The organism is Pseudomonas sp. IPO3747 (genome assembly GCF_013385245.1).
GTDB classification, from domain to species: Bacteria; Pseudomonadota; Gammaproteobacteria; order Pseudomonadales; family Pseudomonadaceae; genus Aquipseudomonas; species Aquipseudomonas edaphica.
Map to the genome: position 1 here is coordinate 99,983 of NZ_JACAQL010000004.1, position 23,941 is coordinate 123,923.

Annotated in this window: 25 protein-coding genes; all 25 read right to left on the bottom strand. The window is 60.6% G+C overall.

The window, feature by feature from the left end:
- Positions 1-27 precede the first annotated feature (27 nt).
- The gene (flhF, locus tag HX790_RS07425; RefSeq protein ID WP_017134956.1) at positions 28-1,344 is read right to left on the bottom strand and encodes a flagellar biosynthesis protein FlhF; all 1,317 of its coding nucleotides are present in this window, start codon (positions 1,342-1,344) and stop codon (positions 28-30) included.
- 11 nt (positions 1,345-1,355) lie between these two features.
- Positions 1,356-3,470: a flagellar biosynthesis protein FlhA gene (gene flhA / locus HX790_RS07430; protein ID WP_032865399.1), complete on the bottom strand. Its 2,115-nt coding sequence runs from the start codon at positions 3,468-3,470 to the stop codon at positions 1,356-1,358.
- A gap of 526 nt (positions 3,471-3,996) precedes the next feature.
- A complete protein-coding gene (locus tag HX790_RS07435; protein WP_017134954.1) occupies positions 3,997-4,200 on the bottom strand; it encodes a cold-shock protein in 204 nt (67 codons plus the stop codon).
- A 383-nt stretch (positions 4,201-4,583) separates the two neighbouring features.
- A complete protein-coding gene (locus tag HX790_RS07440; RefSeq protein ID WP_017134952.1) occupies positions 4,584-4,745 on the bottom strand; it encodes a hypothetical protein in 162 nt (53 codons plus the stop codon).
- Between the two features lie 272 nt (positions 4,746-5,017).
- Positions 5,018-6,325, bottom strand: a complete 1,308-nt coding sequence (locus HX790_RS07445) for a type II toxin-antitoxin system HipA family toxin (RefSeq protein WP_017134951.1) — start codon at positions 6,323-6,325, stop codon at positions 5,018-5,020.
- Positions 6,322-6,618 carry a helix-turn-helix domain-containing protein gene (locus tag HX790_RS07450; RefSeq protein WP_017134950.1) on the bottom strand — a complete coding sequence of 99 codons (297 nt, stop codon included), beginning with the start codon at positions 6,616-6,618 and terminating at the stop codon, positions 6,322-6,324. Before HX790_RS07450 ends, HX790_RS07445 begins: the two co-directional genes overlap by 4 nt.
- 354 nt (positions 6,619-6,972) lie before the next feature.
- Positions 6,973-8,109 carry a flagellar biosynthesis protein FlhB gene (gene flhB / locus HX790_RS07455; RefSeq protein ID WP_056859763.1) on the bottom strand — a complete coding sequence of 379 codons (1,137 nt, stop codon included), beginning with the start codon at positions 8,107-8,109 and terminating at the stop codon, positions 6,973-6,975.
- 3 nt (positions 8,110-8,112) lie between these two features.
- On the bottom strand, positions 8,113-8,898 hold the full coding sequence (gene fliR, locus HX790_RS07460; RefSeq protein WP_017134949.1) for a flagellar biosynthetic protein FliR: 786 nt from the start codon (positions 8,896-8,898) through the stop codon (positions 8,113-8,115).
- Positions 8,899-8,901: 3 nt separating this feature from the next.
- Entirely contained in the window at positions 8,902-9,171 is a 270-nt protein-coding gene (gene fliQ / locus HX790_RS07465) for a flagellar biosynthesis protein FliQ (protein WP_003214552.1), read from the bottom strand.
- Positions 9,172-9,175: 4 nt separating this feature from the next.
- Positions 9,176-9,919, bottom strand: a complete 744-nt coding sequence (fliP, locus tag HX790_RS07470) for a flagellar type III secretion system pore protein FliP (protein WP_017134948.1) — start codon at positions 9,917-9,919, stop codon at positions 9,176-9,178.
- Positions 9,919-10,359: a flagellar biosynthetic protein FliO gene (gene fliO, locus HX790_RS07475; RefSeq protein WP_017134947.1), complete on the bottom strand. Its 441-nt coding sequence runs from the start codon at positions 10,357-10,359 to the stop codon at positions 9,919-9,921. The genes fliP and fliO overlap by 1 nt, the downstream gene beginning before the upstream one ends.
- Position 10,360: 1 nt before the next feature.
- Entirely contained in the window at positions 10,361-10,828 is a 468-nt protein-coding gene (fliN, locus tag HX790_RS07480; RefSeq protein WP_017134946.1) for a flagellar motor switch protein FliN, read from the bottom strand.
- 45 nt (positions 10,829-10,873) lie between these two features.
- A complete protein-coding gene (gene fliM, locus HX790_RS07485) occupies positions 10,874-11,842 on the bottom strand; it encodes a flagellar motor switch protein FliM (RefSeq protein WP_010166091.1) in 969 nt (322 codons plus the stop codon).
- A gap of 9 nt (positions 11,843-11,851) precedes the next feature.
- Positions 11,852-12,355: a flagellar basal body-associated protein FliL gene (gene fliL / locus HX790_RS07490; RefSeq protein ID WP_017134945.1), complete on the bottom strand. Its 504-nt coding sequence runs from the start codon at positions 12,353-12,355 to the stop codon at positions 11,852-11,854.
- Positions 12,356-12,577: 222 nt separating this feature from the next.
- Positions 12,578-13,918: a flagellar hook-length control protein FliK gene (locus HX790_RS07495; RefSeq protein WP_017134944.1), complete on the bottom strand. Its 1,341-nt coding sequence runs from the start codon at positions 13,916-13,918 to the stop codon at positions 12,578-12,580.
- 218 nt (positions 13,919-14,136) lie between these two features.
- Positions 14,137-14,481, bottom strand: a complete 345-nt coding sequence (locus HX790_RS07500) for an Hpt domain-containing protein (RefSeq protein WP_099548879.1) — start codon at positions 14,479-14,481, stop codon at positions 14,137-14,139.
- Between the two features lie 30 nt (positions 14,482-14,511).
- On the bottom strand, positions 14,512-16,230 hold the full coding sequence (locus HX790_RS07505; RefSeq protein ID WP_017134942.1) for a fused response regulator/phosphatase: 1,719 nt from the start codon (positions 16,228-16,230) through the stop codon (positions 14,512-14,514).
- A complete protein-coding gene (locus HX790_RS07510; protein ID WP_017134941.1) occupies positions 16,227-16,532 on the bottom strand; it encodes an STAS domain-containing protein in 306 nt (101 codons plus the stop codon). Before HX790_RS07510 ends, HX790_RS07505 begins: the two co-directional genes overlap by 4 nt.
- A gap of 183 nt (positions 16,533-16,715) precedes the next feature.
- Positions 16,716-17,165, bottom strand: a complete 450-nt coding sequence (fliJ, locus tag HX790_RS07515) for a flagellar export protein FliJ (RefSeq protein ID WP_058422167.1) — start codon at positions 17,163-17,165, stop codon at positions 16,716-16,718.
- 3 nt (positions 17,166-17,168) lie between these two features.
- On the bottom strand, positions 17,169-18,527 hold the full coding sequence (gene fliI, locus HX790_RS07520; RefSeq protein WP_017134940.1) for a flagellar protein export ATPase FliI: 1,359 nt from the start codon (positions 18,525-18,527) through the stop codon (positions 17,169-17,171).
- Positions 18,517-19,281 (bottom strand): flagellar assembly protein FliH, encoded by a 765-nt coding sequence (gene fliH, locus HX790_RS07525; RefSeq protein WP_017134939.1) that lies wholly within the window; start codon positions 19,279-19,281, stop codon positions 18,517-18,519. Before fliH ends, fliI begins: the two co-directional genes overlap by 11 nt.
- Before the next feature lie 10 nt (positions 19,282-19,291).
- Positions 19,292-20,311: a flagellar motor switch protein FliG gene (fliG, locus tag HX790_RS07530; protein WP_010208743.1), complete on the bottom strand. Its 1,020-nt coding sequence runs from the start codon at positions 20,309-20,311 to the stop codon at positions 19,292-19,294.
- The gene (fliF, locus tag HX790_RS07535; protein ID WP_017134938.1) at positions 20,304-22,079 is read right to left on the bottom strand and encodes a flagellar basal-body MS-ring/collar protein FliF; all 1,776 of its coding nucleotides are present in this window, start codon (positions 22,077-22,079) and stop codon (positions 20,304-20,306) included. Before fliF ends, fliG begins: the two co-directional genes overlap by 8 nt.
- Before the next feature lie 16 nt (positions 22,080-22,095).
- Positions 22,096-22,425, bottom strand: coding sequence for a flagellar hook-basal body complex protein FliE (gene fliE / locus HX790_RS07540; RefSeq protein ID WP_017134937.1), 330 nt, complete (start codon positions 22,423-22,425; stop codon positions 22,096-22,098).
- Positions 22,426-22,556: 131 nt separating this feature from the next.
- Complete coding sequence (locus tag HX790_RS07545; protein ID WP_176991395.1) at positions 22,557-23,936, bottom strand: sigma-54 dependent transcriptional regulator; 1,380 nt, start codon at positions 23,934-23,936, stop codon at positions 22,557-22,559.
- Between the last annotated feature and the right edge of the window lie 5 nt (positions 23,937-23,941).

Consider the following 23,941-nt stretch of genomic DNA (forward strand, 5'->3'; position numbering starts at 1 on the left):
GATACATTTCACGGTGTTCATCCTGCCTCACCCCACCCGCTTAGCCGGGTTGTGGTAAAGGTCGGCGAACATATCGGCCATCGCTTCCTCGCTAGGCTCTTCTTGCATTTGCACGCTGACAGCACGGCTGACCAACTGATGACGGCGCGGCAGATGCAAATCATCCGGGATCCGCGGCCCGTCGGTCAGGTAGGCAACCGGTAACTCATGACTGATAGCCAGGCTCAACACCTCGCCCAGGCTCGCAGTTTCGTCGAGCTTGGTGAGGATGCAACCGGCCAGGCCACAGCGTTTGTAGCTGTGGTAGGCAGCGGTAAGAACCTGTTTCTGGCTGGTGGTTGCAAGCACCAGGTAATTTTTCGACTTGATGCCACGCCCGGCCAGGCTTTCAAGCTGCATGCGCAGTGCCGGGTCGCTGGCTTGCAGGCCGGCCGTGTCGATCAACACCACGCGCTTGCGCAGCAGTGGGTCGAGTGCATTGGCCAGCGACTGGCCCGGGTCGACGTGGGTCACCGTCACATTGAGGATGCGCCCCAAGGTCTTGAGCTGCTCCTGGGCGCCGATGCGATAGCTGTCCATGCTCACCAGCGCGATGTTCTGCGCGCCGTACTTGAGCACATAACGCGCGGCCAGCTTGGCCAGGGTGGTGGTCTTGCCCATGCCGGCGGGGCCGACCATGGCAATCACACCGCCCTCTTCCAGCGGTTCGATTTCCGGCGTGGCGATCATGCGCGCCAGGTGCGCCAGCAACATGCGCCAGGCTTGGCGCGGTTCTTCGACTTCAGCCGTCAGTGCAAGCAAATCGCGCGACAACGGGCCGGACAGGCCGATGCGTTGCAGGCGACGCCACAGGTTGGCCTGGTGCGGTTTACTGCCTTGCAGCTGCGTCCACGCCAACGAGCCCAACTGCACTTCGAGCAACTCACGCAGGCCATTGAGTTCAAAACGCATCGAGTCGAGCGCGCGCTGGTCGACAGCGGCGGCCGGGGCTGGCGCTGCAGGGCGTGGCGGTTCTTTGAAGGTCGGTTCTACCAACGGCTCGGCGGCGGTCAGCGGCAAGCCGGCGAACAATTGGCGATTGGTGCTGGCATCGCTGTCGCCACGCATGCTCAATTCAGCCTGGGCCGAGACAATGCGCGAAGCGGTCTTGCGCAGTTCGTCTTCGAGTTCCATGTTCGGCACGCGCGGCGCCAGCGCCGACGGGGTGTAATCCAGGGCAGCCGTCAGCTCGACACCGCCGGCAATGCGACGGTTTCCAATAATCGCGGCATCGGCGCCCAGCTCATCACGTACCAGTTTCATGGCCTGACGCATATCGGCGGCGAAAAAACGCTTAACTTGCATAACCCACTACCTCAGCCGTTGGGCCCTACTGTCGCGACGATAGTCACTTGCTTATTGTCAGGAATTTCCTGATAAGCCAAAACGTGCAAATTCGGAACTGCCAGGCGACCAAACCGCGACAACATCGCTCGAACCGGGCCTGCCACCAGCAGAATCACCGGGTGGCCCGCCATTTCCTGACGCTGGGCGGCTTCGATCAACGAACGCTGCAGTTTCTCAGCCATGCTTGGCTCCAGCAGAACGCCCTCTTCCTGGCCAAGTCCGGCCTTCTGAATACTATTGAGCAATATTTGTTCCAACCTTGGTTCCAAGGTGATCACAGGCAGCTCAGACTCAATACCTACAATGCTTTGCACGATGGCGCGGGACAACCCGACACGCACCGCGGCCACCAAAGCGGCAGTATCTTGACTCTTGGCGGCATTGTTGGCGATGGCCTCGGCAATGCTGCGAATGTCGCGCACCGGCACCTGTTCGGCGAGCAAGGCTTGCAGCACCTTGAGCAACTGCGACAGCGACAGCACGCCGGGTACCAGTTCTTCGGCCAGTTTCGGCGAGGCTTTGGCCAGCAAACCCATCAATTGCTGGACTTCCTCGTGGCCGATCAGCTCATGGGAGTGCTTGTAGAGGATCTGGTTGAGGTGGGTGGCGACCACGGTGCTGGCGTCGACCACGGTGTAACCGAGCGATTGTGCCTGGCTGCGCTGGCTGACTTCGATCCATACCGCTTCCAGGCCAAAAGCCGGATCTTTGGCGGTAATGCCATTAAGCGTGCCGAACACCTGGCCAGGGTTGATCGCCAACTCACGATCCGGGTAGATCTCGGCTTCGGCCAGGATCACGCCCATCAGGGTCAGGCGGTAGGCGCTGGGGGCCAAATCAAGGTTGTCGCGGATGTGCACGGTGGGCATCAAGAAGCCCAGGTCCTGGGACAGCTTCTTGCGCACACCCTTGATCCGCGCGAGCAGTTGGCCACCCTGGTTGCGGTCCACCAGCGGAATCAGGCGGTAGCCGACTTCCAGGCCGATCATGTCGATCGGGGTCACGTCATCCCAGCCCAGCTCCTTGGTTTCCTGGGCGCGGGCCGGGGATGGCAGCAAGTCTTGCTGGCGGGCGATTTCCTGCTGGGCCTGGACCTTGACCGCATTTTGCTTGCGCCAGAACAGGTAGGCACCACCGGCGGCCATGGCCGCCATGCTCAGGAACGACACGTGCGGCATGCCCGGCACGATGCCCATGATCGCCATGATGCCGGCGGCTACGGCCAGCGCCTTGGGCGAGGCGAACATCTGGCGGCTGATCTGCTTGCCCATGTCTTCGGAGCCCGAAGCACGGGTGACCATGATGGCTGCAGCTGTGGATAACAACAGTGATGGCAATTGCGCCACTAAACCGTCACCAATGGTCAGCAAAGCGTAGACCTTGCCCGCATCGCCGAAGGTCATGCCGTGCTGGAAGATCCCGACCGCGATGCCACCGATCAGGTTGATAAACAGGATCAACAGGCCAGCGATGGCGTCGCCGCGCACGAATTTACTCGCGCCGTCCATGGAGCCATAGAATTCGGCTTCCTGGGCGACTTCCAGGCGGCGGGATTTAGCTTGGTTCTGGTCGATCAGGCCGGCGTTGAGGTCAGCGTCGATCGCCATTTGCTTGCCGGGCATGGCGTCGAGGGTAAACCGCGCGCTCACCTCGGAAATCCGCCCGGCGCCCTTGGTCACCACCACGAAGTTGATGATCATCAAAATCGCGAACACCACGATACCGACCACATAGTTACCGCCGATCACCACCTCACCAAAGGCCTGGATCACCTTACCGGCGGCGGCGTGGCCGTCCTGGCCGTGGAGCATCACCACTCGTGTGGATGCCACGTTCAGCGCCAGGCGCAGCAGGGTCGCGATCAGCAAAATGGTCGGGAATACGGCGAAATCCAGCGGCCGCAGGGCATACACGCAGACCAGCAGCACCACCACCGACAGCGCAATGTTGAAGGTGAAAAACACGTCGAGCAGGAACGGCGGCATTGGCAACATCATCATTGCCAGCATCACCAGCAACAACAACGGCACACCCAGGTTGCCCCGCGACAAATCAGTCAGGGTGCCACGGGCCGTGTTGAGCATTTGAGAGCGATCTACCACCGGTATTCCTCGTGTTCCTTGAAGCAAAGTTTTGACGCGGGAGAGCGTCCTGGAGGCGGTATTGCAAGAAGCCTTCCAACTTTGGTTTCAGGGCGACGATCGTCGAGCGGTCACCGGTTCAACTGTGGGAGCTGGATGGGGGTGTGATGATCGTTCCCACGCGCAGCAAAGGAATGCAGCCAGGGACGCTCCGCGCCCCGACTTGAGCCTTGCGCAACGGTGACGCAGAGCGTCACGGGAGGCATTCCCACGCGGGAGCGTGGGAACGATCTTCAGCGGGCTTGCTCGCGAAGGCGGTGGTTCAGTTAGAACAGTTTTGGCTGACACACCGCTTTCGCGAGCAAGCCCGCTCCCACAGCTGGATGGGGGTGTACCTGTTGTAAAGATCGTTCCCACGCTCTGCGTGGGAATGCAGCCAGGGACGCTCCGCGTCCCGACTTGAGCCTTGCGCAACGGTGACGCAGAGCGTCACAGGAGGCATTCCCACGCGGGAGCGTGGGAACGATCTTCATAAGGGTTGGATGTTGGACGCTTGCTTGCCTTTGGGCCCTGTCGTTACGTCATAGCTGACTTTTTGGTTCTCTTGCAGAGATTTGAACCCAGCACTCTGAATCGCTGAAAAATGTGCAAAAAGATCCGGGCTACCATCATCTGGAGTAATAAAACCGAACCCTTTTGTTTCGTTAAACCACTTCACAGTACCCGTCGCCATAACCCTTCTCCTGACATTGCGCGCAAAAAATCCCGCTAGATAAGCCTGATACAAAACGCAAACACACCCTTTGGCCGGTGAATCCTGGCGAACTGTACCCGCTGGCCTTCTCTCCACCGGGTACACGCTGAACTCAAGCGGTCCAAACACACCGGTTCATCATCGCCATCCAACGCAATCAGCCCTTCACCGGTCTTGCGGTTATAAACCTTGATCGTCCCCGTCACCGCTTCCATCACCCTTCCCCTGCATCTCGTTACTACTTGCGTACAGTGCCTGGCACCATCAAACCGCGAGAACGCAGAGCTGACTACTGTCAGAGTTGACAGGTAGACGGGGATTAACGACCAGTGGTAGTGATTGTTTGCTGAGCAGGCGGGGGGTTATTTTTTTCGTTTGCGGGATTTGCGCGCCTTGGGCGGCGCATCGATTTCGCTGCAGGGATTGCCCGTTGCCTGAACGGGTACTGCATTGCCTTCGCGGTCGCGGGCGACAAAACCAATGCCCTTGACGGCGTCAAACCACCTGACCGTAGCCCTGTCCATGACCGCTCTCCCGAGCCGCGCATGACGGCGCACCTCGCCGCTCTATGTAACAGTGAAGGCGGTGCAATGGATACTGTCAAAGTTGACAGGTAACGCTGAACTTTAGACAGATGGCAGCGCTGGTTGTTATGCCGCCAAGGGCTCCGCCCGCCGTGCCTGCACCGCAGCCAGTCCGGCAAGTTCGGACAAGGGAGCAACCGAAGGGGTTGCCCAAGCAGGGTGCGGAGCTTCAAGGCTGGTGTTCAAACGTTCCGATTCTCACCTACGAGGTGTCAGCGCTTGGTAGGTCGTATCAGTTTGAAGTAGTCATGGTCTTGTTCCAGAACAGCTTTGTAACCGGCGCCTGCTTTGAGGGGAATCCTTACACTTTTGAAAATGTCATCCCATTGGGCAAATGCGGCTAGCGTTTGCTCAATGTAGTCGTTCGGCTTGAGGTACTTGTAGTCTGCGCACAGCTCCTGAATCAGCCTCCGGGTTGCCTTCCCTCGACCGTTATATGCCGTTGTGTGTTCACCCCGAGCCTCCGAGAAAGTCAGGTCGTATGCCGGCGCGAGCGTCCACCTTGCTTCGTCGCCAGGCTTCTCTGGCTCACGCCCGATGAACGCGAAGTTCTTGGTGTGATCGTCGTAGTTGTGAAACAGTGCATTGAAAACCATCACCCTGGCCATTTTTTCGACCTCTGCGGCACTACGCGTCAGCATGTTTGTGAGCTTCAGTAGCCCGCTGTAGTCCATGGATGGCAGTTTGTACGCAGCGTACATAAGCGCAGAAACCGTGATCATGTGAAGCTTTTTATCGCCCTGCCGGTCAAAGCGCTTTGTTGCGAAGAAGCCCTCGCGACTACCGTCATGCATGGTCATGTTCAGGACAGTCGACTCAGCCATTTCGACACCTGCGTCCCTGGCCATCAGGTAGTAAGCATACTCAATTGCGCCGGTTTCAACCGGCTCATCTGGTGCCCTGAATTTGACTATCCAGTGATCATAGCCCGGCAGAATTGGCCCAAAAGCGGACGTTGCATGCTGCCCATCAGGAGACATTGCGACAATCGCTTTAGGGCGGGCACCACCAGGCGATCCCCCTGCAAGCCTGAGCTTGGTAAGCACTGCCGAAGTGTCTCCTGACAGGACTTCCACGGAATTCTCGAAGAGCTCTGCAAGGTTAATTGTCCCCCTCAGCTCTCCTCTTTCCGCTTTTGGATGGTACTCAAACGCTCCCATGGCTCTGTCGCCCATGTAAGCGAGCCGATCCAGGGCAGTAACTGTGTAAGCAGTTCCCTCACCGAATGTGGCATTAAGGAATCTGTCCATCAGCAGCATGCCCCAGCCGTCTGGAAGAGAGTCCGCAAAGGGGCCGTGCAATCCTTCGAACAGTTCAGGAGCACGAGCAAGCTGGGGTTTGTCGTCAAACTTCATCGTGAACGGCGACAGGTTGAAGCCTGTAGCGAGCCATACCGGGTCGTAAGTGAAAAAAATCCCAACCCCCTCCTCCCTGTACAGATCACCGACTTTCACACCGCTTTTGGTGACCTCAAGGGATTCGAAACGCTTCAGCTTCGGATAATCCTGGCGCGGTTTCATTTAGAACCCCGTTTGCGCTTTGAGTTTTTCAGCTCTGTGAGGGAGTTCGGCTGCGAAGGTTTAAACAGAGTCGTTAGCGGAGTCAGCTCATCGAGCGCGGTGGCGAGCAGAATCATCGATTCGAGAGTAATAGAACCTGCAGTCTCGAACCGCTGGATCGACGACTCCGATACCCCTGAAAGCTCTGCCAAGGTCTTCCTCGTGAGGTTTTTCGATAGCCGTAGCTTTTTTGCATTTTTCCCCACATCGCGAGCGATCTCTGCGGGGGAGTTGAGCAAATGCATGAAGGACATGGCAGGCCTCGTTTAATTTTTCCTAATGGCTAAATCTGACTTATTAATGGCGTAAAATCAGCATTATTAGTCAGTTTTGACCATTATAGTGCTATTGGCGTGCGCGAGGAAAAATCATATACCTTGCTAACAGTCAGATATGACTATTTATATGGAAAAATTCGCTTTAATAGGTCAGTTATGACTAATTATATCTTCCATGCGCACAACTCAAACTTTGGTTGTCCGTCAGGCTCTGTATCCATTGGGGTTTAGATCATGCGCCGAACGGCGCGCTGCAAGCTCGGCGCACGGGCAGGAAAAAACGCGAGGTCGGAGCCGGGCTTGCCTGCGATGGCGTCGGTGCAGGACGACTCAGGAATCGCGGCGCAGCTCCGGCGGAATCGGCAGGTCCTTGAGCGGGTCTGGCCGCTTGCCCTTGCCCGCGCGGTATTGGCGGATCTGGTACACGTAGGCCAACACCTGCGCCACGGCCAGGTACAGGCCAGCGGGGATCTCCTGGTCGAGGTCGGTGGAGTAGAAGATCGACCGCGCCAGCTCCGGCGATTCCAGCAGCAGAATGTCGTTGGCCACGGCGATTTCGCGAATCTTCAGCGCGGTAAAGTCGCTGCCCTTGGCCAGCAACATCGGCGCGCCGCCCTTCTCCGGGTCGTACTTGAGCGCCACGGCGTAGTGGGTCGGGTTGGTGATGACCACGTCGGCATCCGGCACCGCCGCCATCATCTTGCGCTGGGACATTTCGCGTTGCAGTTGGCGAATCCGCTGTTTGACCTCGGGGCGACCTTCCTGGTCCTTGTGCTCGTCACGCACTTCCTGCTTGGTCATCAGCAGTTTCTTGTGGCTTTCCCACAGCTGAATCGGCGCGTCCACGGCGGCGATGATGATCAGCCCGCAGGCCATCCACAGCGCACTCCAGCCCACCACCTGCACGCTGTGAATAATCGCGGATTCCAGCGGTTCATGGGCGATGCGCAGCAAATCGTCGATGTCGGAGGACAACACCGTCAACGCCACAAACAGGATCAGGATAAATTTCGCCAGCGCCTTGAGCAGTTCCACCAGCGCCTTGGTGGAAAACATACGCTTAAGCCCAGGCCCAGGGTTCATGCGGCTGAACTTGGGCGCCATGCTGCCGGCGGCAAACAGCCAGCCGCCGAGGGACACCGGCCCGATCAGCGCCGCCAGCAACAGGGTGATAAGCACCGGCTGCACCGCCAGAATCGCGATCTTGCCCGAGTGCAACAGGTACTGGCCCATGGCGCCGGGGCTCAGCAGCACTTCGCGCGGCAGCGAAAAGTTGAGCTTCATCAGCTCCATCAGGTCCAGCGCCAGGCCACCGCCGTAGATCAGCAGGCCCCCGGCACCGGCGAGCATCACCGCCAGGGTATTGAGTTCTTTGGAGCGGGCAATCTCGCCCTTTTCCCTGGAGTCCTTTTTACGTTTCTCCGTGGGGTCTTCTGTTTTGTCCTGGCCACTCTCGCTCTCGGCCATGGCTCAACGCGCCCGTGCCAGATCACGTAAAAACTGCAAGGCGTCGGTGGCCAGCGGTTGATACTGATTGAGAATGTCGGCCATGCCGATCCAGAAAATCCCCATGCCCAACACCAGGGTCAGCGGGAAACCAATCGAGAAAATGTTCAGCTGCGGCGCCGCGCGAGTCATCACGCCAAACGCGATGTTGACCACCAGCAGCGCAGTAATCGCCGGCAACACCAGCAACAACGAGGCGCCCAATACCCAACTCATGCGGCCGACCAATTCCCAGAAGTGATTGACCACCAGCCCCGAGCCCACCGGCAAGGTGGTGAAGCTTTCGGTCATGACCTCGAACACCACCAGATGGCCGTTCATCGCCAGGAAAATCAAGGTCACCAGCATGGTCAGGAACTGCCCGATCACCGCCACCGACACACCATTGGTGGGGTCGACCATGGACGCGAAGCCCATGCCCATCTGGATCGAGATAATTTGCCCGGCGATCACAAAGGCCTGGAAGAACAAGGTGAGGGAAAAGCCCATCAGCGCACCGATCAGGATCTGCTCGGCAATCAGCAACAACGCACTGAGGTCCAGGGCATTCACCGGCGGCATCGGCGGCAAACCGGGCACGATGACCACGGTAATGGCGAAGGCAAAATACAGGCGGATGCGCCTCGGCACCAAGGTGGTCCCGAACACCGGCATGGTCATCAGCACTGCCGTGACGCGAAACATCGGCAAAATGAAAGACGCCACCCAGGTGCTGATCTGGGTGTCGGTCAAGGCCAGCACAGATTGCATCGGTCAGCCGATCAACTGCGGAATACTGCCGTACAGCTGCAGGATGTATTCCATAAAGGTTTGCACCAGCCACGGGCCGGCGACGATCAGGGTGATCAGCATCACCAGCAAACGCGGGAGGAAGCTCAAGGTTTGTTCGTTGATCTGGGTCGCGGCCTGGAACATCGCCACCAGCAGGCCCACCAACAGGCTCGGCACCACCAGCACGGCGACCATCATGGTGGTCAGCCACAGCGCTTCACGGAACAGGTCGACCGCTACTTCTGGCGTCATGTCACTACACCCCGCCGAAACTGCTGGCCAGGGTGCCGATAATCAGCGCCCAGCCGTCCACCAGCACAAACAGCATGATCTTGAACGGCAACGAAATAATCAGCGGCGACAGCATCATCATGCCCATGGCCATCAGCACGCTCGCCACCACCAGGTCGATGATCAGGAACGGGATAAAGATCATGAAGCCGATCTGGAACGCGGTTTTCAATTCGGAAGTGACGAAGGCCGGCACCAGGATGGTCAGCGGCGCCTGATCCGGCGTGGCAATGTCGGTGCGCTTGGACAGGCGCATAAACAGCTCCAGGTCGCTGGAACGGGTTTGCGAGAGCATGAAGTCCTTGATCGGGCCTTGGGCTTTGTCGATCGCATCCTGGGCCGTAAGTTTCTCGGCCAGATAGGGCTGCAAGGCTTGCTGGTTCACCTTGTCGAACACCGGCGCCATGATGAACAAGGTCAAAAACAGCGCCATGCCGGTGAGGATCTGGTTCGACGGCGTCTGCTGCAGGCCCAGGGCCTGACGCAAAATCGAGAACACGATGATGATCCGCGTAAAGCTGGTCATCAGCATGACAAACGCCGGGATAAAACTCAGCGCAGTCATGATCAGCAAAATCTGCAGGCTGACCGAGTATTCCTGCGCGCCGGCCGCGTTGGTGCCCAGGGTGATCGCCGGGATCGACAACGGGTCGGCTGCCAACGCCAGCGGCGCGGCCAGCAACAGCATGAGCGTCAATAAAACGCGCATTACTTCTTATCCTTCTGATCCTTGCCCAGCAACTCCATCAGGCGCTGGGCGAATTCCGGCGTGGCGGTCTCGGTCCTGGTTGCTTCCACCGGCGTCTTGAGTACGTGCAACGGGGTGATGCGGCCGGGCGTGATACCCAGCAGGATTTGCTCTTCGCCCACCTGCACCAGCACCAGCCGATCACGCGGGCCGAGGGCGCGCGAGCCGATCATCTCGATCACCTGGGCATTGCCCGGCCCGATGCGCTGCACGCGGCGCATCAGCCAGGCGAGCACGAAGATCAGACCGACTACCAGCAACAACCCAAGCACCAGCTGGGTCAACTGGCCGCCGATACCACTGCTGACCACAGGTGCCGCAGCCGCCACTTGGGCGACCGGCTCAGCCGCCAGGGCGCTCAATGGCAGCGCCAGAAACAGTCCCGCCATCGAATACTTCATCTCAGCGCAACTTCTTGATGCGTTCGCTTGGGCTGATCACGTCCGTCAGGCGGATGCCGAACTTCTCGTTGACCACCACCACCTCGCCATGGGCGATCAGAGTGCCGTTGACCAGCACGTCCAGCGGCTCACCGGCCAGGCGGTCGAGCTCGATCACCGAACCCTGGTTGAGTTGCAGCAGGTTGCGGATGTTGATTTCGGTGCTGCCGACTTCCATGGAGATCGACACCGGAATGTCGAGAATCACATCCAGGTTCGGGCCGTCGAGGGTCACCGGGTCGTTGTTTTTCGGCACGCTGCCGAATTCTTCCATCGGCAGGCGTTTGCCGGCCGGCGCCATGGCGGCGTCGGCGGCCAGCAGCGCGTCGATGTCGTCCTGGCCGACATCGCCGGTTTCTTCCAGGGCCGCAGCCCATTCGTCAGCCAGGGCCTGGTCTTCGGCGGAAGTGTTTTCGTGTTCGGTAGCCATTACATGTCCTCGGCGCAGCAAAAATTCATCGATAGAAGGGGCAGATCAGCGACGGTTGATCGGTTCGATCACTTGCAACGCCAGGTTGCCCTTGTGGGAACCGAGCTTGACCTTGAACGACGGCACGCCATTGGCGCGCATGATCAGCTCTTCCGGCAACTCCACGGGGATCACGTCCCCCGGTTGCATGTGCAAAATATCGCGCAAACGCAGCTGGCGACGGGCCACAGTGGCGCTCAAAGGCACGTCGACGTCCAGCAGGTCTTCGCGCAGGGCCTTGACCCAGCGTTCGTCCTGGTCGTCGAGGTCGGACTGGAAACCGGCGTCGAGCATTTCGCGCACCGGCTCGATCATCGAGTACGGCATGGTCACGTGCAGGTCGCCGCCACCGCCATCAAGCTCGATGTGGAAGGTGGAGACCACAATGGCTTCGCTGGGGCCGACGATGTTGGCCATGGCCGGGTTCACTTCCGAGTTGATGTACTCGAAATTGACTTCCATGATCGCCTGCCAGGCTTCCTTCAAGTCGATGAAGGCTTGCTCCAGCACCATGCGCACCACACGCAATTCGGTAGGGGTGAATTCACGCCCTTCGATCTTGGCGTGGCGGCCGTCGCCGCCGAAGAAGTTGTCCACCAGCTTGAACACCAGCTTGGCGTCGAGGATGAACAGCGCGGTACCGCGCAACGGTTTGATCTTGACCAGGTTGAGGCTGGTGGGCACATACAGCGAATGCACGTACTCGCCGAACTTCATCACCTGCACGCCGCCTACCGCTACGTCTGCCGAGCGGCGCAGCATGTTGAACATGCTGATACGGGTGTAACGGGCGAAACGCTCATTGATCATCTCCAGGGTCGGCATGCGCCCACGGACGATGCGATCCTGGCTGGTGAGGTCATAACTTTTGACGCTGCCGGGTTCGGCAGCCATTTCGGTCTGTACCAGACCATCGTCGACGCCATGCAACAGCGCGTCGATTTCATCCTGGGACAGCAGGTCTTGCACGGCCATGTCGTGATCCTACTGCAATACGAAGTTAGTGAAGAGCGCCTGCTCGACCACGACTTTGCCGAGCTCTTTCTGGGCCACTTCCTGCACGCTGGCAGTGACCTTCTGGCGCAGCATTTCCTGGCCGACCGGGGTGGCCAGACTGTCGAAGCTCTGCCCGGAGAACAGCATCACCAGGTTGTTGCGGATCACCGGCATATGCACTTTAAGCGCATCCAGGTCCGCCTGGTTACGCGCCAGCAAGGTGATGCTCACCTGCAGGTAGCGTTGGCGACCGTTCTGATTGTAGTTGGCGACAAAGGCCGGCAGCATCGGCTCGAAGATTGCCGGTTGCTTGACGTTAGTGGCGGTTTCGGCGGCGGGAGCCGGTTTGCTCGCGCTGCTGTGCATGATGTACCACGTGCCGCCAATCGAGGCGCCAATGGCCAGGAGCAGGCCCAGCACAATCAGCAGGATCAGCTTGAGCTTGCCTTTGCCTGCGGGTGGGGTTGCTGCTGCGTCGTCACTCTTCGCCATGCCAATAATCCGTCACTATTCGGGGATTCATAGATCTACGGGAAGGCAAGAGCAAGTGTTATGCCAGAGTTGTCTGACTAACCGGGGAACGGCGAACACCCAAAATCAAATGTGGGAGCTGGCTTGCCTGCGATAGCGGTGGATCAGCTCACATCTCTGTGCCTGATACAGCGCCATCGCAGGCAAGCCAGCTCCCACATTGACCGCGTTTTTTGGCTCAAGTCAGGCGTAGTAATCGACGGCGCTGGAGCCGATCACGGTCTGGCTCACCGGCGCGACCGCCGCCGCCACTTCAGCAGCGTCACCCGCATCGCCGCCATCACCACGCCCACCACTGCCGCTTATGCCGCGGGCCTGATTCTGCTGCTGTTGCTCCTGGCCCTGACCCTGCCAGCCACGCGACTGGTCGGAGACGTTGACGTCGACCTGCCCCATGCCTTGCTGGGCAAACATCTCGCGCAAACGGCCGGACTGGCTTTCCAGCGCTTCACGTACCACGGCGTGGCCGCTCATGAAGTTGACCTGGGCTTGCTGGTCGGCGGTCATATTGACCTTGATATCCAGGCGCCCCAGTTCAGCCGGCTGCAACTGAATCTCCGCCGACTTGAGGTTGGCGCTGGACAGGTACATCACGCGGTTGACCACCTCTTCGGTCCAGCCGCTCTGGTGCATGGCCAATGGCGCATTGGCCACGGGCGGCAAGGCGTTCGCGGTTTTCGGCGTGGCAGCCTGGGTCAGCGCGGCCAGGCGGTTGGCGAAATCATCCACCCGCGTGTCGCTGCCGGCGTCTTTCAAATCCTTGAGGCCACCTTCGATCAGCCCACTGAAGGCCTTGTCGCCGCCCTGGTCAGTGCTGTCTTTGGTGGCTTGCTGGTCGACCATGTTGGCAAGACCTGCGGCAAAGTTCTGCGCGGCGGTTGGCTGGTCCTGAGCGGTGGTCGGCGCGGCTTTCTGTGGCGTCTGGCTGCTGGCCGACACATGGCCGCCCTGCTCCATGGCCAAGCGCACGGCCGGCATCGAATCCAGCGGATCGGCTTCGGGGTCGAAGGCCGGTTGCTTGGCGTCATCGGTGGCTGCAAGCGGCGCCGCGACCACCGGCTGGGCCGTGTCGTCATGGGTGGCTACCGGCGCGGGCGCTGGCACCGGAACAGGCACCGGCGTAACAACGGCGACCAATGCCGGGTCGACCACCGGATCAGCCGGGGGCTGCTGCGCCACGGCCGGGTCGGCGGGCTTGTCGTCATCACTGCTGGCGCTGTCGTCAGCCTTGGCCGGCTTGGCAGGCAAGGGATTGCCGCTATCGGCAACCGCTGGCGTGCTGGCGGCAGGCTTGTCGTTGTTGGCGACCGGCTTGGTGTTGGTATCCGAAGGCTTGTCACGCGAGATTTTGACCGGAGTGTCATCGGTCTTCAGCGTGGGCTTGGGGCTTTGGTTGGCAAACACTTGAGCGAAACCAGGGCCCTTGTCCCGTGGGTCCGCGGCCGCTACAGGCGGTGTGGCGGCCGGCGCTTGAGGCTTGGGCGCAGCGGCAGCCTGAAGGAGCGAATTGGGGGCGACTGGCATAGTTAAAGGTCTCCACTGCATTGGGGGTCGGGGATGCAGTATCGGGAGATAGAGCAAGAGTCGGGCCAGGTTTGGTTTTTTGACGGTAGATCCATTGTGCTCTGTGGGAGCTGGCTTGCCTGCGATGCAGACACCTCGGTGTATCAGGCAAAACCAGTCGATGCCATCGCAGGCAAGCCAGCTCCCACATTTGGCCGAGACCGGCTTGGCGACTCAATTCAAAGCTGAAAGCGCTGCCTTTCCGACTCATACAGCGGCCGCACCAACGCAAACTCATGATCAATCTGATCAACCAGCGCACCCAAGTCCGCCGACAACTCGACGGACTCCACCTCCAGCCGCTGACACAACTGCGCCAACCGCACCGCCCCAAGGTTGCCACTGCTGCCCTTGAAGCTATGCGCAATCCGGCCCAACGCCTTGGCGTCACCACGCGACTTGCGCAACGCATCGATACGCTTTTGCGAATCGTCCAGAAAGGTATCCAGCAATTTCGGATATTCGCTTTCCATCACTTCCTGCAGGCCCGTCAGCACATCAGGGTCCAGATGAATCTCAAGCACTTGTTCGCTCCTTGATCAAGAATCGGCGGATTATGCCAGAGCCCCCCAGCAAAACTCCACGCACACACTGCGCCCGCCATCGGTCCAGCGTACATCGCTGCTCAGTTGCCGTACCAGGCTCAGCCCCCGGCCAGACAAACGGTCGATATCCAGCGGCCGCGCCAGCACCTGTTCCACGTCAAACCCTGGGCCACTGTCTTCGATGCGCAGCGTCATTTTGCCGCCCGTGGCAGTCGGCACCACCTGCACATGTACCCGCACATAACCGCTGTTCAACTGCGACAGGCGCTCGTTGCGCTGGCGGTAATACTCGGCAAATCCTTGGGCATCGCGCTTGAGTCGCGAATCCAGGCCCAGCACGCCATGCTCCAGCGCATTGGAATACAACTCGGCCATCACGCTGTACAGCGCCCCGCTTTGCCCACGCAGGCCATGAATCTCCAGCAGCAATTGCAACAGGTACGGCAACGGGTTGTAGCTTTTGAGCGTTCGCGCACGAAACTCGAAGCTCACCGACCAATCCAACGGGCACGACTGGCCACTGTCGGCATACAGCGGCTCAGCCGCCCGCGACGGCTGGCCAGGCTGCAAGGTGATCTCCACCATGCTGACATCATCGCGCGCCTCACCCCGGAACGCCGCCAGGGCCTGCTCAATCTCCTCAAACAAGCGGTCAGGCTTGCGATTGCTGGCAAATACCTGCTGCAAACGCGCCGCGCCAAATAACTGTTCACTGGCGTTGGCGGTATCCAGCACCCCATCGGACAACAAGAACACCCGGTCGCCCAAGGCCATGGGCCAGACTTCGGTGCTGTCATCAAACGCCTGTGCCGAAAGCACACCCAGCGGCAGGTGCCGGGATAACAAAGGCGTACGCTTGCCGGTGGCGATCTCATGCACATAGCCGTCGGGCATGCCGCCGTTCCATACCTCCACCACGCGCCGCTGGGTACTCAGGCACACCAGCGTGGCGCAGCAGAACATGTCCACCGGCAAGATGCGCTTGAGCTTGGCATTCATCTCGCGCAGGGTCTGCGCCAGGCCGTAACCCTTGGCGGTCATGCCGTAGAAGACTTCCGCCAGCGGCATGGCGCCCACTGCGGCCGGCAGGCCATGGCCGGTGAAGTCACCGAGCAGCACATGCATGTCGCCGGACGGCGTATACGCCGCCAACAACAGGTCGCCGTTGAACAGCGCATAGGGCGATTGCAGGTAACGAATGTTCGGCGCCGCATTGATGCAACCCGAATGCGCTACCTTGTCGAACACCGCCTTGGCCGCGCGTTGCTCATGCAACAGGTAATCGTGGTGCCGGGCGATCTGGTCGCGCTGGCGCAGCACCGTGGCCTGCAGGCGCCGCAGACGGTCCATGGCATTGATCTTGGCGGCCAGGATCAGCGGGTTGTAGGGTTTGGGCAGGAAATCATCGCCACCGGCATCCAGGCATTGGGCCAGGGCTTCGCTTTCGCGCAGCGAGGTGAGGAAGATGATCGGCACCAGCGCCTCACCCGCCAACTGTTTGATCCGCCGCGCCGCTTCAAAACCGTCCATCACCGGCATAAGGGCGTCCATCAACACCAGTTGCGGGCGCTCGCGGGTAAACACCTCGACGGCTTGCGCGCCATTGGTGGCGGTGAGCACCTGGTGGCCCTGACGCCGAATGATGGTCGACAGCAACAATAAATCGGCGGCGCTGTCTTCGGCGATCAGGATCGTCAGTGGCTCAAGGACCGGGGCCAAGGTGCTCAACTGATGTCGAACAGTTTGTCGAAGTTGGAGATGCCGAGGATCTTGCGCACATCGGAGTTGCTGTTGATGACCTGCACTTCGGCCTCATCGCCACCGGCATGGTCCCGCAGCAGCAGGAGCATGCCGAGCGCCGAGCTGTCCAGATAGGTGGCTTCTTTCAGATCTACCACGTAGATGTCGGGCACCTTGTAGAACCGCTCGTAGGCATCGCGAAAGGTCTGGTGGCTTCCGAAATCGAATCGGCCTCTTACTTTAATCGTCAACTTCGTCCCATCCAGGGATACTTCTGACTCGACTGACATGTGACTGCTTCCTTGTCATTGGCAATGTGCAACAAGGTTTAGCAGCTGAACCGGATCTGGGCAACACCGAGCACTCAATGTGGGAGCTGGCTTGCCTGCGATGCAGGCGACGAGGTGTATCAGTGATACAGCGGTGATGCTATCGCAGGCAAGCCAGCTCCCACAGTAGGCAAGTGGAAACTGTTAGTACTGTGACTGGCGGGGAAGGCGCTGTGATAGCTCATCGAGCAGCTTCTGCTCACGCTTGTCCTCAATCGCCCGCGCTTCGTCGATATAACGCTGCACCAGCTTGCGCAAGCCTTCGACCCGAGCGAACGCCGCTTGCCAAGCCTCACGGGCCTTATCGAGATTGTTCTGATGCCAGGCCAGGCTCTGGCGCTGCTGGCCCACAGCCGTCTCAAGCTGGTTAAGAAAGCCCTGGTAGCCCATCAACCACTGTCCGGACACACCCTTGCTGCCACGCTCGATCCACTGCTGCTGGTATTCGCCGCGAAAGCGCTCCAGGTCGCCCAGCTTGCTTTCCGCCAGGCGCACCTGACCCTGGAAGTAACCCAGGCGTTGCACGGCGGTTTTTTCGGCCTTTTCGGCCATGTCCACCACTGGGGCCAGGCGTGAAGAACGGGTGCTGGCCATGGCTTAACCGCCCGGCGCCGGAGCGAAGATCGATCCCAGGTGAGCTTCGCTTTCGCCCATGCTGATCTTGTCGTTGAGCCCCTGGCGCAGGTAGCTCACCAGTTGCGGTTGCAGCGCGATGGCCAGGTCGGTTTCGCGATCACCACCGGCCACGTAGGCGCCGACGCTGATCAGGTCGCGGCTCTGCTGGTAGCGCGACCACAGTTGTTTGAAGTGCTGCGCACGCGCCATGTGCTCCGGGGTGACCACCGCCGGCATCACCCGGCTGATCGAGGCTTCGATGTCGATGGCTGGGTAGTGCCCTTCCTCGGCCAGGCGCCGCGACAGCACGATGTGGCCGTCGAGCACACCCCGCGCCGAGTCGGCAATCGGGTCTTGCTGGTCATCGCCTTCGGACAACACCGTATAGAACGCGGTGATCGAACCACCACCGGCCTCGGCATTACCGGCGCGCTCCACCAGCTTGGGCAGCTTGGCGAACACTGAAGGCGGGTAGCCTTTGGTGGCGGGCGGTTCGCCGATGGCCAAGGCGATTTCCCGCTGGGCCTGGGCGAAACGTGTGAGCGAGTCCATCAGCAACAGGACGTTCTTGCCCTTGTCGCGAAAATATTCGGCGATACGCGTGCAGTACATGGCGGCGCGCAGGCGCATCAGCGGCGCATCGTCCGCAGGCGACGCGACCACCACCGAGCGTTTGAGACCTTCTTCACCGAGGCTGTGCTCGATGAACTCTTTCACTTCACGGCCGCGCTCGCCGATCAGCCCGACCACAATAATGTCGGCCTCGGTAAAGCGCGTCATCATGCCCAGCAACACTGACTTACCCACGCCGGTACCGGCAAACAGGCCCAGACGCTGGCCACGACCGACCGTCAATAAACCGTTGATGCTGCGAATACCCACGTCCAGCGGCACGCTGATGGGGTTGCGGTTGAGCGGGTTGATGGTCGGGCCGTCCATCGGCACCCAGTCTTCGGCCTTCATGCCGCCCTTGCCGTCGAGTGCGCGGCCGGCGCCATCGAGCACGCGACCGAGCATGCTCATGCCCATGGGCAGGCGGCCGGTGTCGGCCAACGGCACCACGCGGGCGCCGGGAGCGATGCCCGCCAGGCTGCCGACCGGCATGAGGAAAATTTTGCTGCCGGAAAAGCCCATCACCTCGGCCTCGACCTGCACCGGGTGGTAGCTGTCGTCGTTGATCACCAGGCAGCGGCTGCCCATGGCGGCGCGCAGGCCTTCGGCTTCGAGGGTCAGGCCGACCATGCGCAGCAGGCGCCCTTCGAGGATCGGCTGGCCGGGCAACTCCGTGGCCTCGGCGTAGCCACCCAGGCGCTTGGCGAAGCTGGTGCGATCAAGGCGCATCGGTGGCGTCCAGGTCCACACTCAGGTCAGGCTCGGCCGGGTGCAGGGCTTGTTCATGCAGTTGATCAAACAGCTTGGCCATGATCTGGCTGATGCGGGTTTCCACCGTGGCATCGATGCGGCTGTGTTCGGTTTCGACGCGGCAGCCACCGGGTTGCAGGTTGGCGTCTTCGACGATGCGCCAGGTTTCTTCATGGCGCTCGCGCAGGGCTTTGACCTGTTCGAAATCCTGCGGGTTGATGTACAGGCGCACATTGCCCACGCCCAACGGCAGCAGCTTGAGGGCTTCGCGCATGACGCTTTCGATATGGCTGGAATCGAGCACCAATTCGCGCTGGATCACCTGGCGAGCAATGTGCTCGACCAGACCGACCATGGCTTTTTCGATCTGCGTATCCTGCTCGGCAATCGGGTCGAACAGCGTACCCATCAGCCGCTCAAGGCTGGCGAGTTTGACGCCGAGCGCCTCTTCGGCTTCCTGGCGTACTTTGAGGGTAGTGCTGCGAAAGCCGTCTTTTTCGCCGGCCGCAAAGCCTTCGTTGTAGGCTTCCTGGCGGATGGCTTCCAACTCTTCAAGGGTCAGTGGCTGGACTTCATCCAGTGGCACTTCTTCCATCTCTACCGGCGTTTCAACCAACGGCTCGGGCTCAGGTTCCGGCACATGTGGATCGAAGCTGGGCAGCGACCAGATGTCGAACCCGCCGACATCCCGCGCGCGAATCAGATCGCTGGGCGTCTCATCTTTGTTCGACATGGGACGCGCCTTAGATCATTTCTTCGCCGCCCTTCCCACCGAGAACGATTTCTCCGGCTTCGGCCATACGGCGGGCAATGGTGAGGATTTCTTTCTGCGCGGTTTCGACGTCGCTGACGCGCACCGGGCCTTTGGCTTCGAGGTCGTCGCGCAACAGCTCGGACGCACGCTTGGACATGTTCTTGAAAATCTTCTCTTTGACGTTTTCGTCCGAGCCTTTGAGGGCCAGCACCAGCACGTCGGAGGAGACTTCGCGCAGCAACGCCTGGATGCCACGGTCATCAACATCGGAGAGGTTGTTGAACACGAACATGAGGTCTTCGATCTGGCCGGACAGGGTGTCGTCGATCTCGCGGATCGAGTCCATCAACTGGCCTTCGACCGAGCTGTCGAGGAAGTTCATGATGTCGGCCGCACGCTTGATGCCGCCCAAGGTGGTGCGCGAAGCGTTCGAGTTGCCAGAGAACTGCTTCTCCAGAATCGTGTTGAGTTCTTTCAGGGCTGCCGGCTGCACGGTGTTCAGCGACGACACGCGCAGGATGATATCCAGGCGTACTTTATGGTCGAAGTGGCCGAGCACTTCACCGGCCTGGTCCGGGTCGAGGTAAGCGACGACGATGGCCTGGATCTGCGGGTGCTCGTAGCGGATCACGTCGGCCACCGCGCGCGGCTCCATCCACTTGAGGCTGTCCAGGCCACTGGTGTTGCCACCCAGCAGGATGCGGTCGATCAGGCCGTTGGCCTTGTCTTCGCCGAGTGCCGAGGTGAGCATCTTGCGGATATAGCTGTCGGAGCCGACGCCCAGGCTGGTCTGGTCGCCGACGATCTCGACGAACTCACTCATCACCTGCTCGACTTGCTCGCGGTGCACATTGCGCATCTGCGCCATGGCCACGCCCACGCGCTGGACCTCTTTAGGCCCCATGTGGCGCAGCACTTGGGCAGCGTCGGTTTCACCCAGGGACAGCAACAGGACTGCGGCTTTGTCGACCTTGGTGAGCTTGGCAACAGCGGCTCGATTATCACTCATCTGCGTTGATCCACTCTTTCACGACCTGGGCCACACGGCCCGGGTCTTCTGCTACCAGACTCTTGATTGCATTCAGCTGAGCGTCATAGCCTTCGCTCGGGCTTGGCAACAGGATGCTTTGCGGGCCGCCGAGGCTGACGCGGTCGTTGGCCAGTTCGCCGTCCAGGCCGCCCATGCCACCCAACTCGACGTCGCCACCGGCCAAGGCCAGCTGTTTCTTGCCGTTGCCGGTGATGTTGTTGAGCACCGGACGCAGCACGCCGAACACCAGCACCAGAATGAACAACACACCCAGCACTTGTTTAACGATGTCCCAGAACCACGGCTGCGTGTAGAACGCCGGGTCGGCGATCACTTCGGCGCGCTCGGCGGAGAACGGCATGTTGATCACGCTGACGCTGTCACCCCGGCTGGCGTCGAAGCCGACGGCGTCCTGCACCAGGCGCGTGAAACGGGCCAATTCATCGGTGCTCCAAGGCGCACGGGTGACGGCGCCGTCAGCCGGGTTGACCTTGACCTGATCATCGACCACTACCGACACCGACAGGCGATTGATCTTGCCCTGCTGCTGCTTGGTGTGGCTGATGGAACGGTCGAGTTCGAAGTTCTTGGTCGACTGGTTACGCTTGTCCGCCGGGTACGGCGCGAGCATCGGCTGGCCGGTGGCCGGGTCCATGATCTGCTGGCCGTTGGCGTCCAACAATGGCTGCCCAGGCTGGATCGCGCCAGCCGTAGCGGCCGCGCCACCGGTGGTTTGTGGTGCAGTCGCCGGAGCCGGTGGCTGGTTGCTCAGGGCACCCGGCACACCTTGCGGGCCATTGCTGGCGGTGCGTTGTTCGCTGGTGGACTGCTCGCTGCGCAGCGCCGGTTGGTCGGGGTTGAACTGTTCGGAGGTCGACTCGACCGCGCTGAAATCCACGTCGGCGGACACTTCAGCCTTGTAGCGATCGTTGCCCAACACCGGTTGCAGGATGTTGTGCACGCGCTGGGTCAGCATGCTTTCCATGCGACGGCTGTAGTCGAACTGCTTGCCGGCCTGGGTCAGCGCGGAGTTCTCGGCCTGGTCGGACAGCAGGTTGCCCTTCTGGTCGACCACGGTGATTTGCGACTTGCTCAATTCGGGAACGCTGGTGGCCACCAGGTTGATGATCGCCAGTACCTGGCCAGGCTCCAGGGAGCGGCCGGAAAACAGTTCAACCAACACCGAAGCACTGGGCTTGCGTTCGTCACGCACGAACACCGAGCTTTTCGGGATCGCCAGGTGCACGCGGGCGCCCTTGACGTTGTTCAGGCTGCTGATGGTGCGCGCCAGCTCGCCTTCCAGGCCACGCCGATAACGGGTGGCTTCCATGAACTGGCTGGTGCCCAGGCCCTGGTCCTTGTCGAGGATTTCAAAACCGATATTGCTGTCAGACGGCGTTACGCCGGCTGCAGCCAGCTTCATGCGCGCACGGGCCACGTCATCAGCCTTGACCAGCAAGGCGCCGGAGTTGGGCTCCACGGTGTAGGCGATGTCGGCGGCGGCCAGGGTTTCCATGATCTGCTTGGAATCCATGCCGGCCAGGCTGCCGTACAGCGGGCGGTAATCAGGTTGTTGCGACCACAACACCACGGCAAAACCAATCGCCACACTGGCGGCCAGGCCGACCATCAGGCCCACCTGACGCAGCATGGTCATTTCCGAGAGGTTTTCCAGGAACGACAGGCCAAACAGCGGCGGCTTGCCGTCTGCCTTGGCGGGTACGTTGTCGGAGACTGCTTCTGCCATGACTTAAATCTCGTCCTTAAACCGGCATCTGCATGATGTCTTGATAAGCCTGAACCAGCTTGTTACGCACTTGGGTCAAGGCTTGAAAGGAAACGCTGGCCTTTTGCGAGGCGACCATCACATCGGTGAGGTCCACGCCGCTCTTGCCGATCTCGAAGGCGGTGGCCAACTGACTGGAGGCTTGCTGGGTGTCGCTGACTTTGTTGATTGCCTGACCGAGCATGTCGGCAAAACTGCTTTGGCCCAATTCCGGCGCTGGCGCGACGGATTTCGGTTGAGCCATGGCATCCATTTGCATGGAGCGCATATCCAACATCAACCGATTGAACTCAATACCCTGGCTCATGACCTTCTCTCTCCGACGACCCGCAATTTTTTGACACTACGCAGCGGTTACTACGGGTGGTAGCAACAAGGGTGCCAGCTCCGTGGCAATTCGTAAGAAAAGGCGACAAACCCTGTCAGCCCAAGAATTTTTCAGGTGGCGAAAAGGTAGGCCTCCACGTCCATCCCGGCGTCGCGCATCTGCGCCAGCTTGTAGCGCAGGGTGCGCGGGCTGATGCCCAGGCGCTCAGCGGCCTCTTTGCGGCGGCCGCGCTCGGCACGCAAGGTGTCGATGATCATCTGGAATTCGCGGCGGCGCAGGTCGTCGCCCAGGGCACCGCCGGACTCGGTTTCGGCAGCCGCCACCGGTGCGGGCGCCAGGCTCGGCAACGGCGCGCTGCCATTGCCCATGGCCAGGCAGAAGTCTTGCGACTGGATCAAGCCGCCCTGCTGCAAAATCAGCGCGCGCTGGATGGCGTTGTCCAATTCGCGCACGTTGCCGGGCCATGGGTAGCTGATCAGGCAAGCCTGGGCCTCAGCCGACAACCGCGCCTGGGCGTGCTTCATTTTTTTGACGTGGTTGTTCAGCAGGCGCTCGGCCAGCGGGATGATATCCGCCGGGCGCTCGCGCAACGGGCGCCAGGCCAGCGGGAATACGGATAGCCGGTAGAACAGGTCTTCACGAAAGCGCCCCGCCGCCACTTCGCCCGCGAGGTCGCGGTTGGTGGTGGCAACCACGCGGATATCCAGCTGGATCGGCTTGCGTGCGCCCACGCGCTCAACCTCACGCTCCTGCAATACCCGCAGCAGCTTGGCTTGCAGGCCCAGGGGCATTTCCGAGATTTCGTCGAGCAGGATGGTGCCGCCGTCGGCCTGTTCGAACTTGCCGGCCTGGGCCGCGATGGCGCCGGTGAACGAGCCTTTTTCATGGCCGAACAAGGTGGCTTCAAGCATGTTGTCGGGGATGGCCGCGCAGTTGATCGCGATAAAGGGTTGTTTGGCGCGGCTCGATTGCTGGTGGATATACCGCGCCAGCACTTCTTTACCGGTGCCGGACTCGCCGGAGATCAGCACGGTGGAATCGCTACGCGCCACACGCGCTGCCAGTTCCAGCAACTGTGCGCTGGCCGGCTCAAAGGCAATCGGGCCTTCGCCTTCGGCATTCGAAACAACGCCGAGTGCATGCCGGGCAACCAGTTCGATCAGGGCTTTGGGCTCAAAGGGTTTGACCAGGTAGTCCGCCGCGCCCTGGCGCATGGCGTCCACCGCCCGCTCCACGGCGCCATGGGCGGTCATCAGCAGCACCGGCAACTGCGGCTGGCGCGCGCGCAGCAGGCCGAGCAACTGGTGGCCGTCCATGCCGGGCATGTTGACGTCACTGACCACCAGGCTGAAAGATTCCTGCTCGACCGCCTCCAAGGCTTCCTCGGCAGAACCGACCGCCCGGTAGTCATGGCCCGCCAACAGCAGCGTGTCAGCCAATGCTTCACGCAGGGCGCGATCGTCTTCGACCAATAAAACCTTGATAGCCATAGTCC

Excerpts from the sequence above, each read along its gene's own strand:
- flhF (WP_017134956.1), bottom strand. The coding sequence starts at position 1,344 with ATGCAAGTTAAGCGTTTTTTCGCCGCCGATATGCGTCAGGCCATGAAA.
- flhA (WP_032865399.1), bottom strand. The coding sequence starts at position 3,470 with ATGCTCAACACGGCCCGTGGCACCCTGACTGATTTGTCGCGGGGCAAC.
- HX790_RS07435 (WP_017134954.1), bottom strand. The coding sequence starts at position 4,200 with ATGGCGACGGGTACTGTGAAGTGGTTTAACGAAACAAAAGGGTTCGGT.
- HX790_RS07440 (WP_017134952.1), bottom strand. The coding sequence starts at position 4,745 with ATGGACAGGGCTACGGTCAGGTGGTTTGACGCCGTCAAGGGCATTGGT.
- HX790_RS07445 (WP_017134951.1), bottom strand. The coding sequence starts at position 6,325 with ATGAAACCGCGCCAGGATTATCCGAAGCTGAAGCGTTTCGAATCCCTT.
- HX790_RS07450 (WP_017134950.1), bottom strand. The coding sequence starts at position 6,618 with ATGTCCTTCATGCATTTGCTCAACTCCCCCGCAGAGATCGCTCGCGAT.
- flhB (WP_056859763.1), bottom strand. The coding sequence starts at position 8,109 with ATGGCCGAGAGCGAGAGTGGCCAGGACAAAACAGAAGACCCCACGGAG.
- fliR (WP_017134949.1), bottom strand. The coding sequence starts at position 8,898 with ATGCAATCTGTGCTGGCCTTGACCGACACCCAGATCAGCACCTGGGTG.
- fliQ (WP_003214552.1), bottom strand. The coding sequence starts at position 9,171 with ATGACGCCAGAAGTAGCGGTCGACCTGTTCCGTGAAGCGCTGTGGCTG.
- fliP (WP_017134948.1), bottom strand. The coding sequence starts at position 9,919 with ATGCGCGTTTTATTGACGCTCATGCTGTTGCTGGCCGCGCCGCTGGCG.
- fliO (WP_017134947.1), bottom strand. The coding sequence starts at position 10,359 with ATGAAGTATTCGATGGCGGGACTGTTTCTGGCGCTGCCATTGAGCGCC.
- fliN (WP_017134946.1), bottom strand. The coding sequence starts at position 10,828 with ATGGCTACCGAACACGAAAACACTTCCGCCGAAGACCAGGCCCTGGCT.
- fliM (WP_010166091.1), bottom strand. The coding sequence starts at position 11,842 with ATGGCCGTGCAAGACCTGCTGTCCCAGGATGAAATCGACGCGCTGTTG.
- fliL (WP_017134945.1), bottom strand. The coding sequence starts at position 12,355 with ATGGCGAAGAGTGACGACGCAGCAGCAACCCCACCCGCAGGCAAAGGC.
- HX790_RS07495 (WP_017134944.1), bottom strand. The coding sequence starts at position 13,918 with ATGCCAGTCGCCCCCAATTCGCTCCTTCAGGCTGCCGCTGCGCCCAAG.
- HX790_RS07510 (WP_017134941.1), bottom strand. The coding sequence starts at position 16,532 with ATGTCAGTCGAGTCAGAAGTATCCCTGGATGGGACGAAGTTGACGATT.
- fliJ (WP_058422167.1), bottom strand. The coding sequence starts at position 17,165 with ATGGCCAGCACCCGTTCTTCACGCCTGGCCCCAGTGGTGGACATGGCC.
- fliI (WP_017134940.1), bottom strand. The coding sequence starts at position 18,527 with ATGCGCCTTGATCGCACCAGCTTCGCCAAGCGCCTGGGTGGCTACGCC.
- fliH (WP_017134939.1), bottom strand. The coding sequence starts at position 19,281 with ATGTCGAACAAAGATGAGACGCCCAGCGATCTGATTCGCGCGCGGGAT.
- fliG (WP_010208743.1), bottom strand. The coding sequence starts at position 20,311 with ATGAGTGATAATCGAGCCGCTGTTGCCAAGCTCACCAAGGTCGACAAA.
- fliF (WP_017134938.1), bottom strand. The coding sequence starts at position 22,079 with ATGGCAGAAGCAGTCTCCGACAACGTACCCGCCAAGGCAGACGGCAAG.
- fliE (WP_017134937.1), bottom strand. The coding sequence starts at position 22,425 with ATGAGCCAGGGTATTGAGTTCAATCGGTTGATGTTGGATATGCGCTCC.
- HX790_RS07545 (WP_176991395.1), bottom strand. The coding sequence starts at position 23,936 with ATGGCTATCAAGGTTTTATTGGTCGAAGACGATCGCGCCCTGCGTGAA.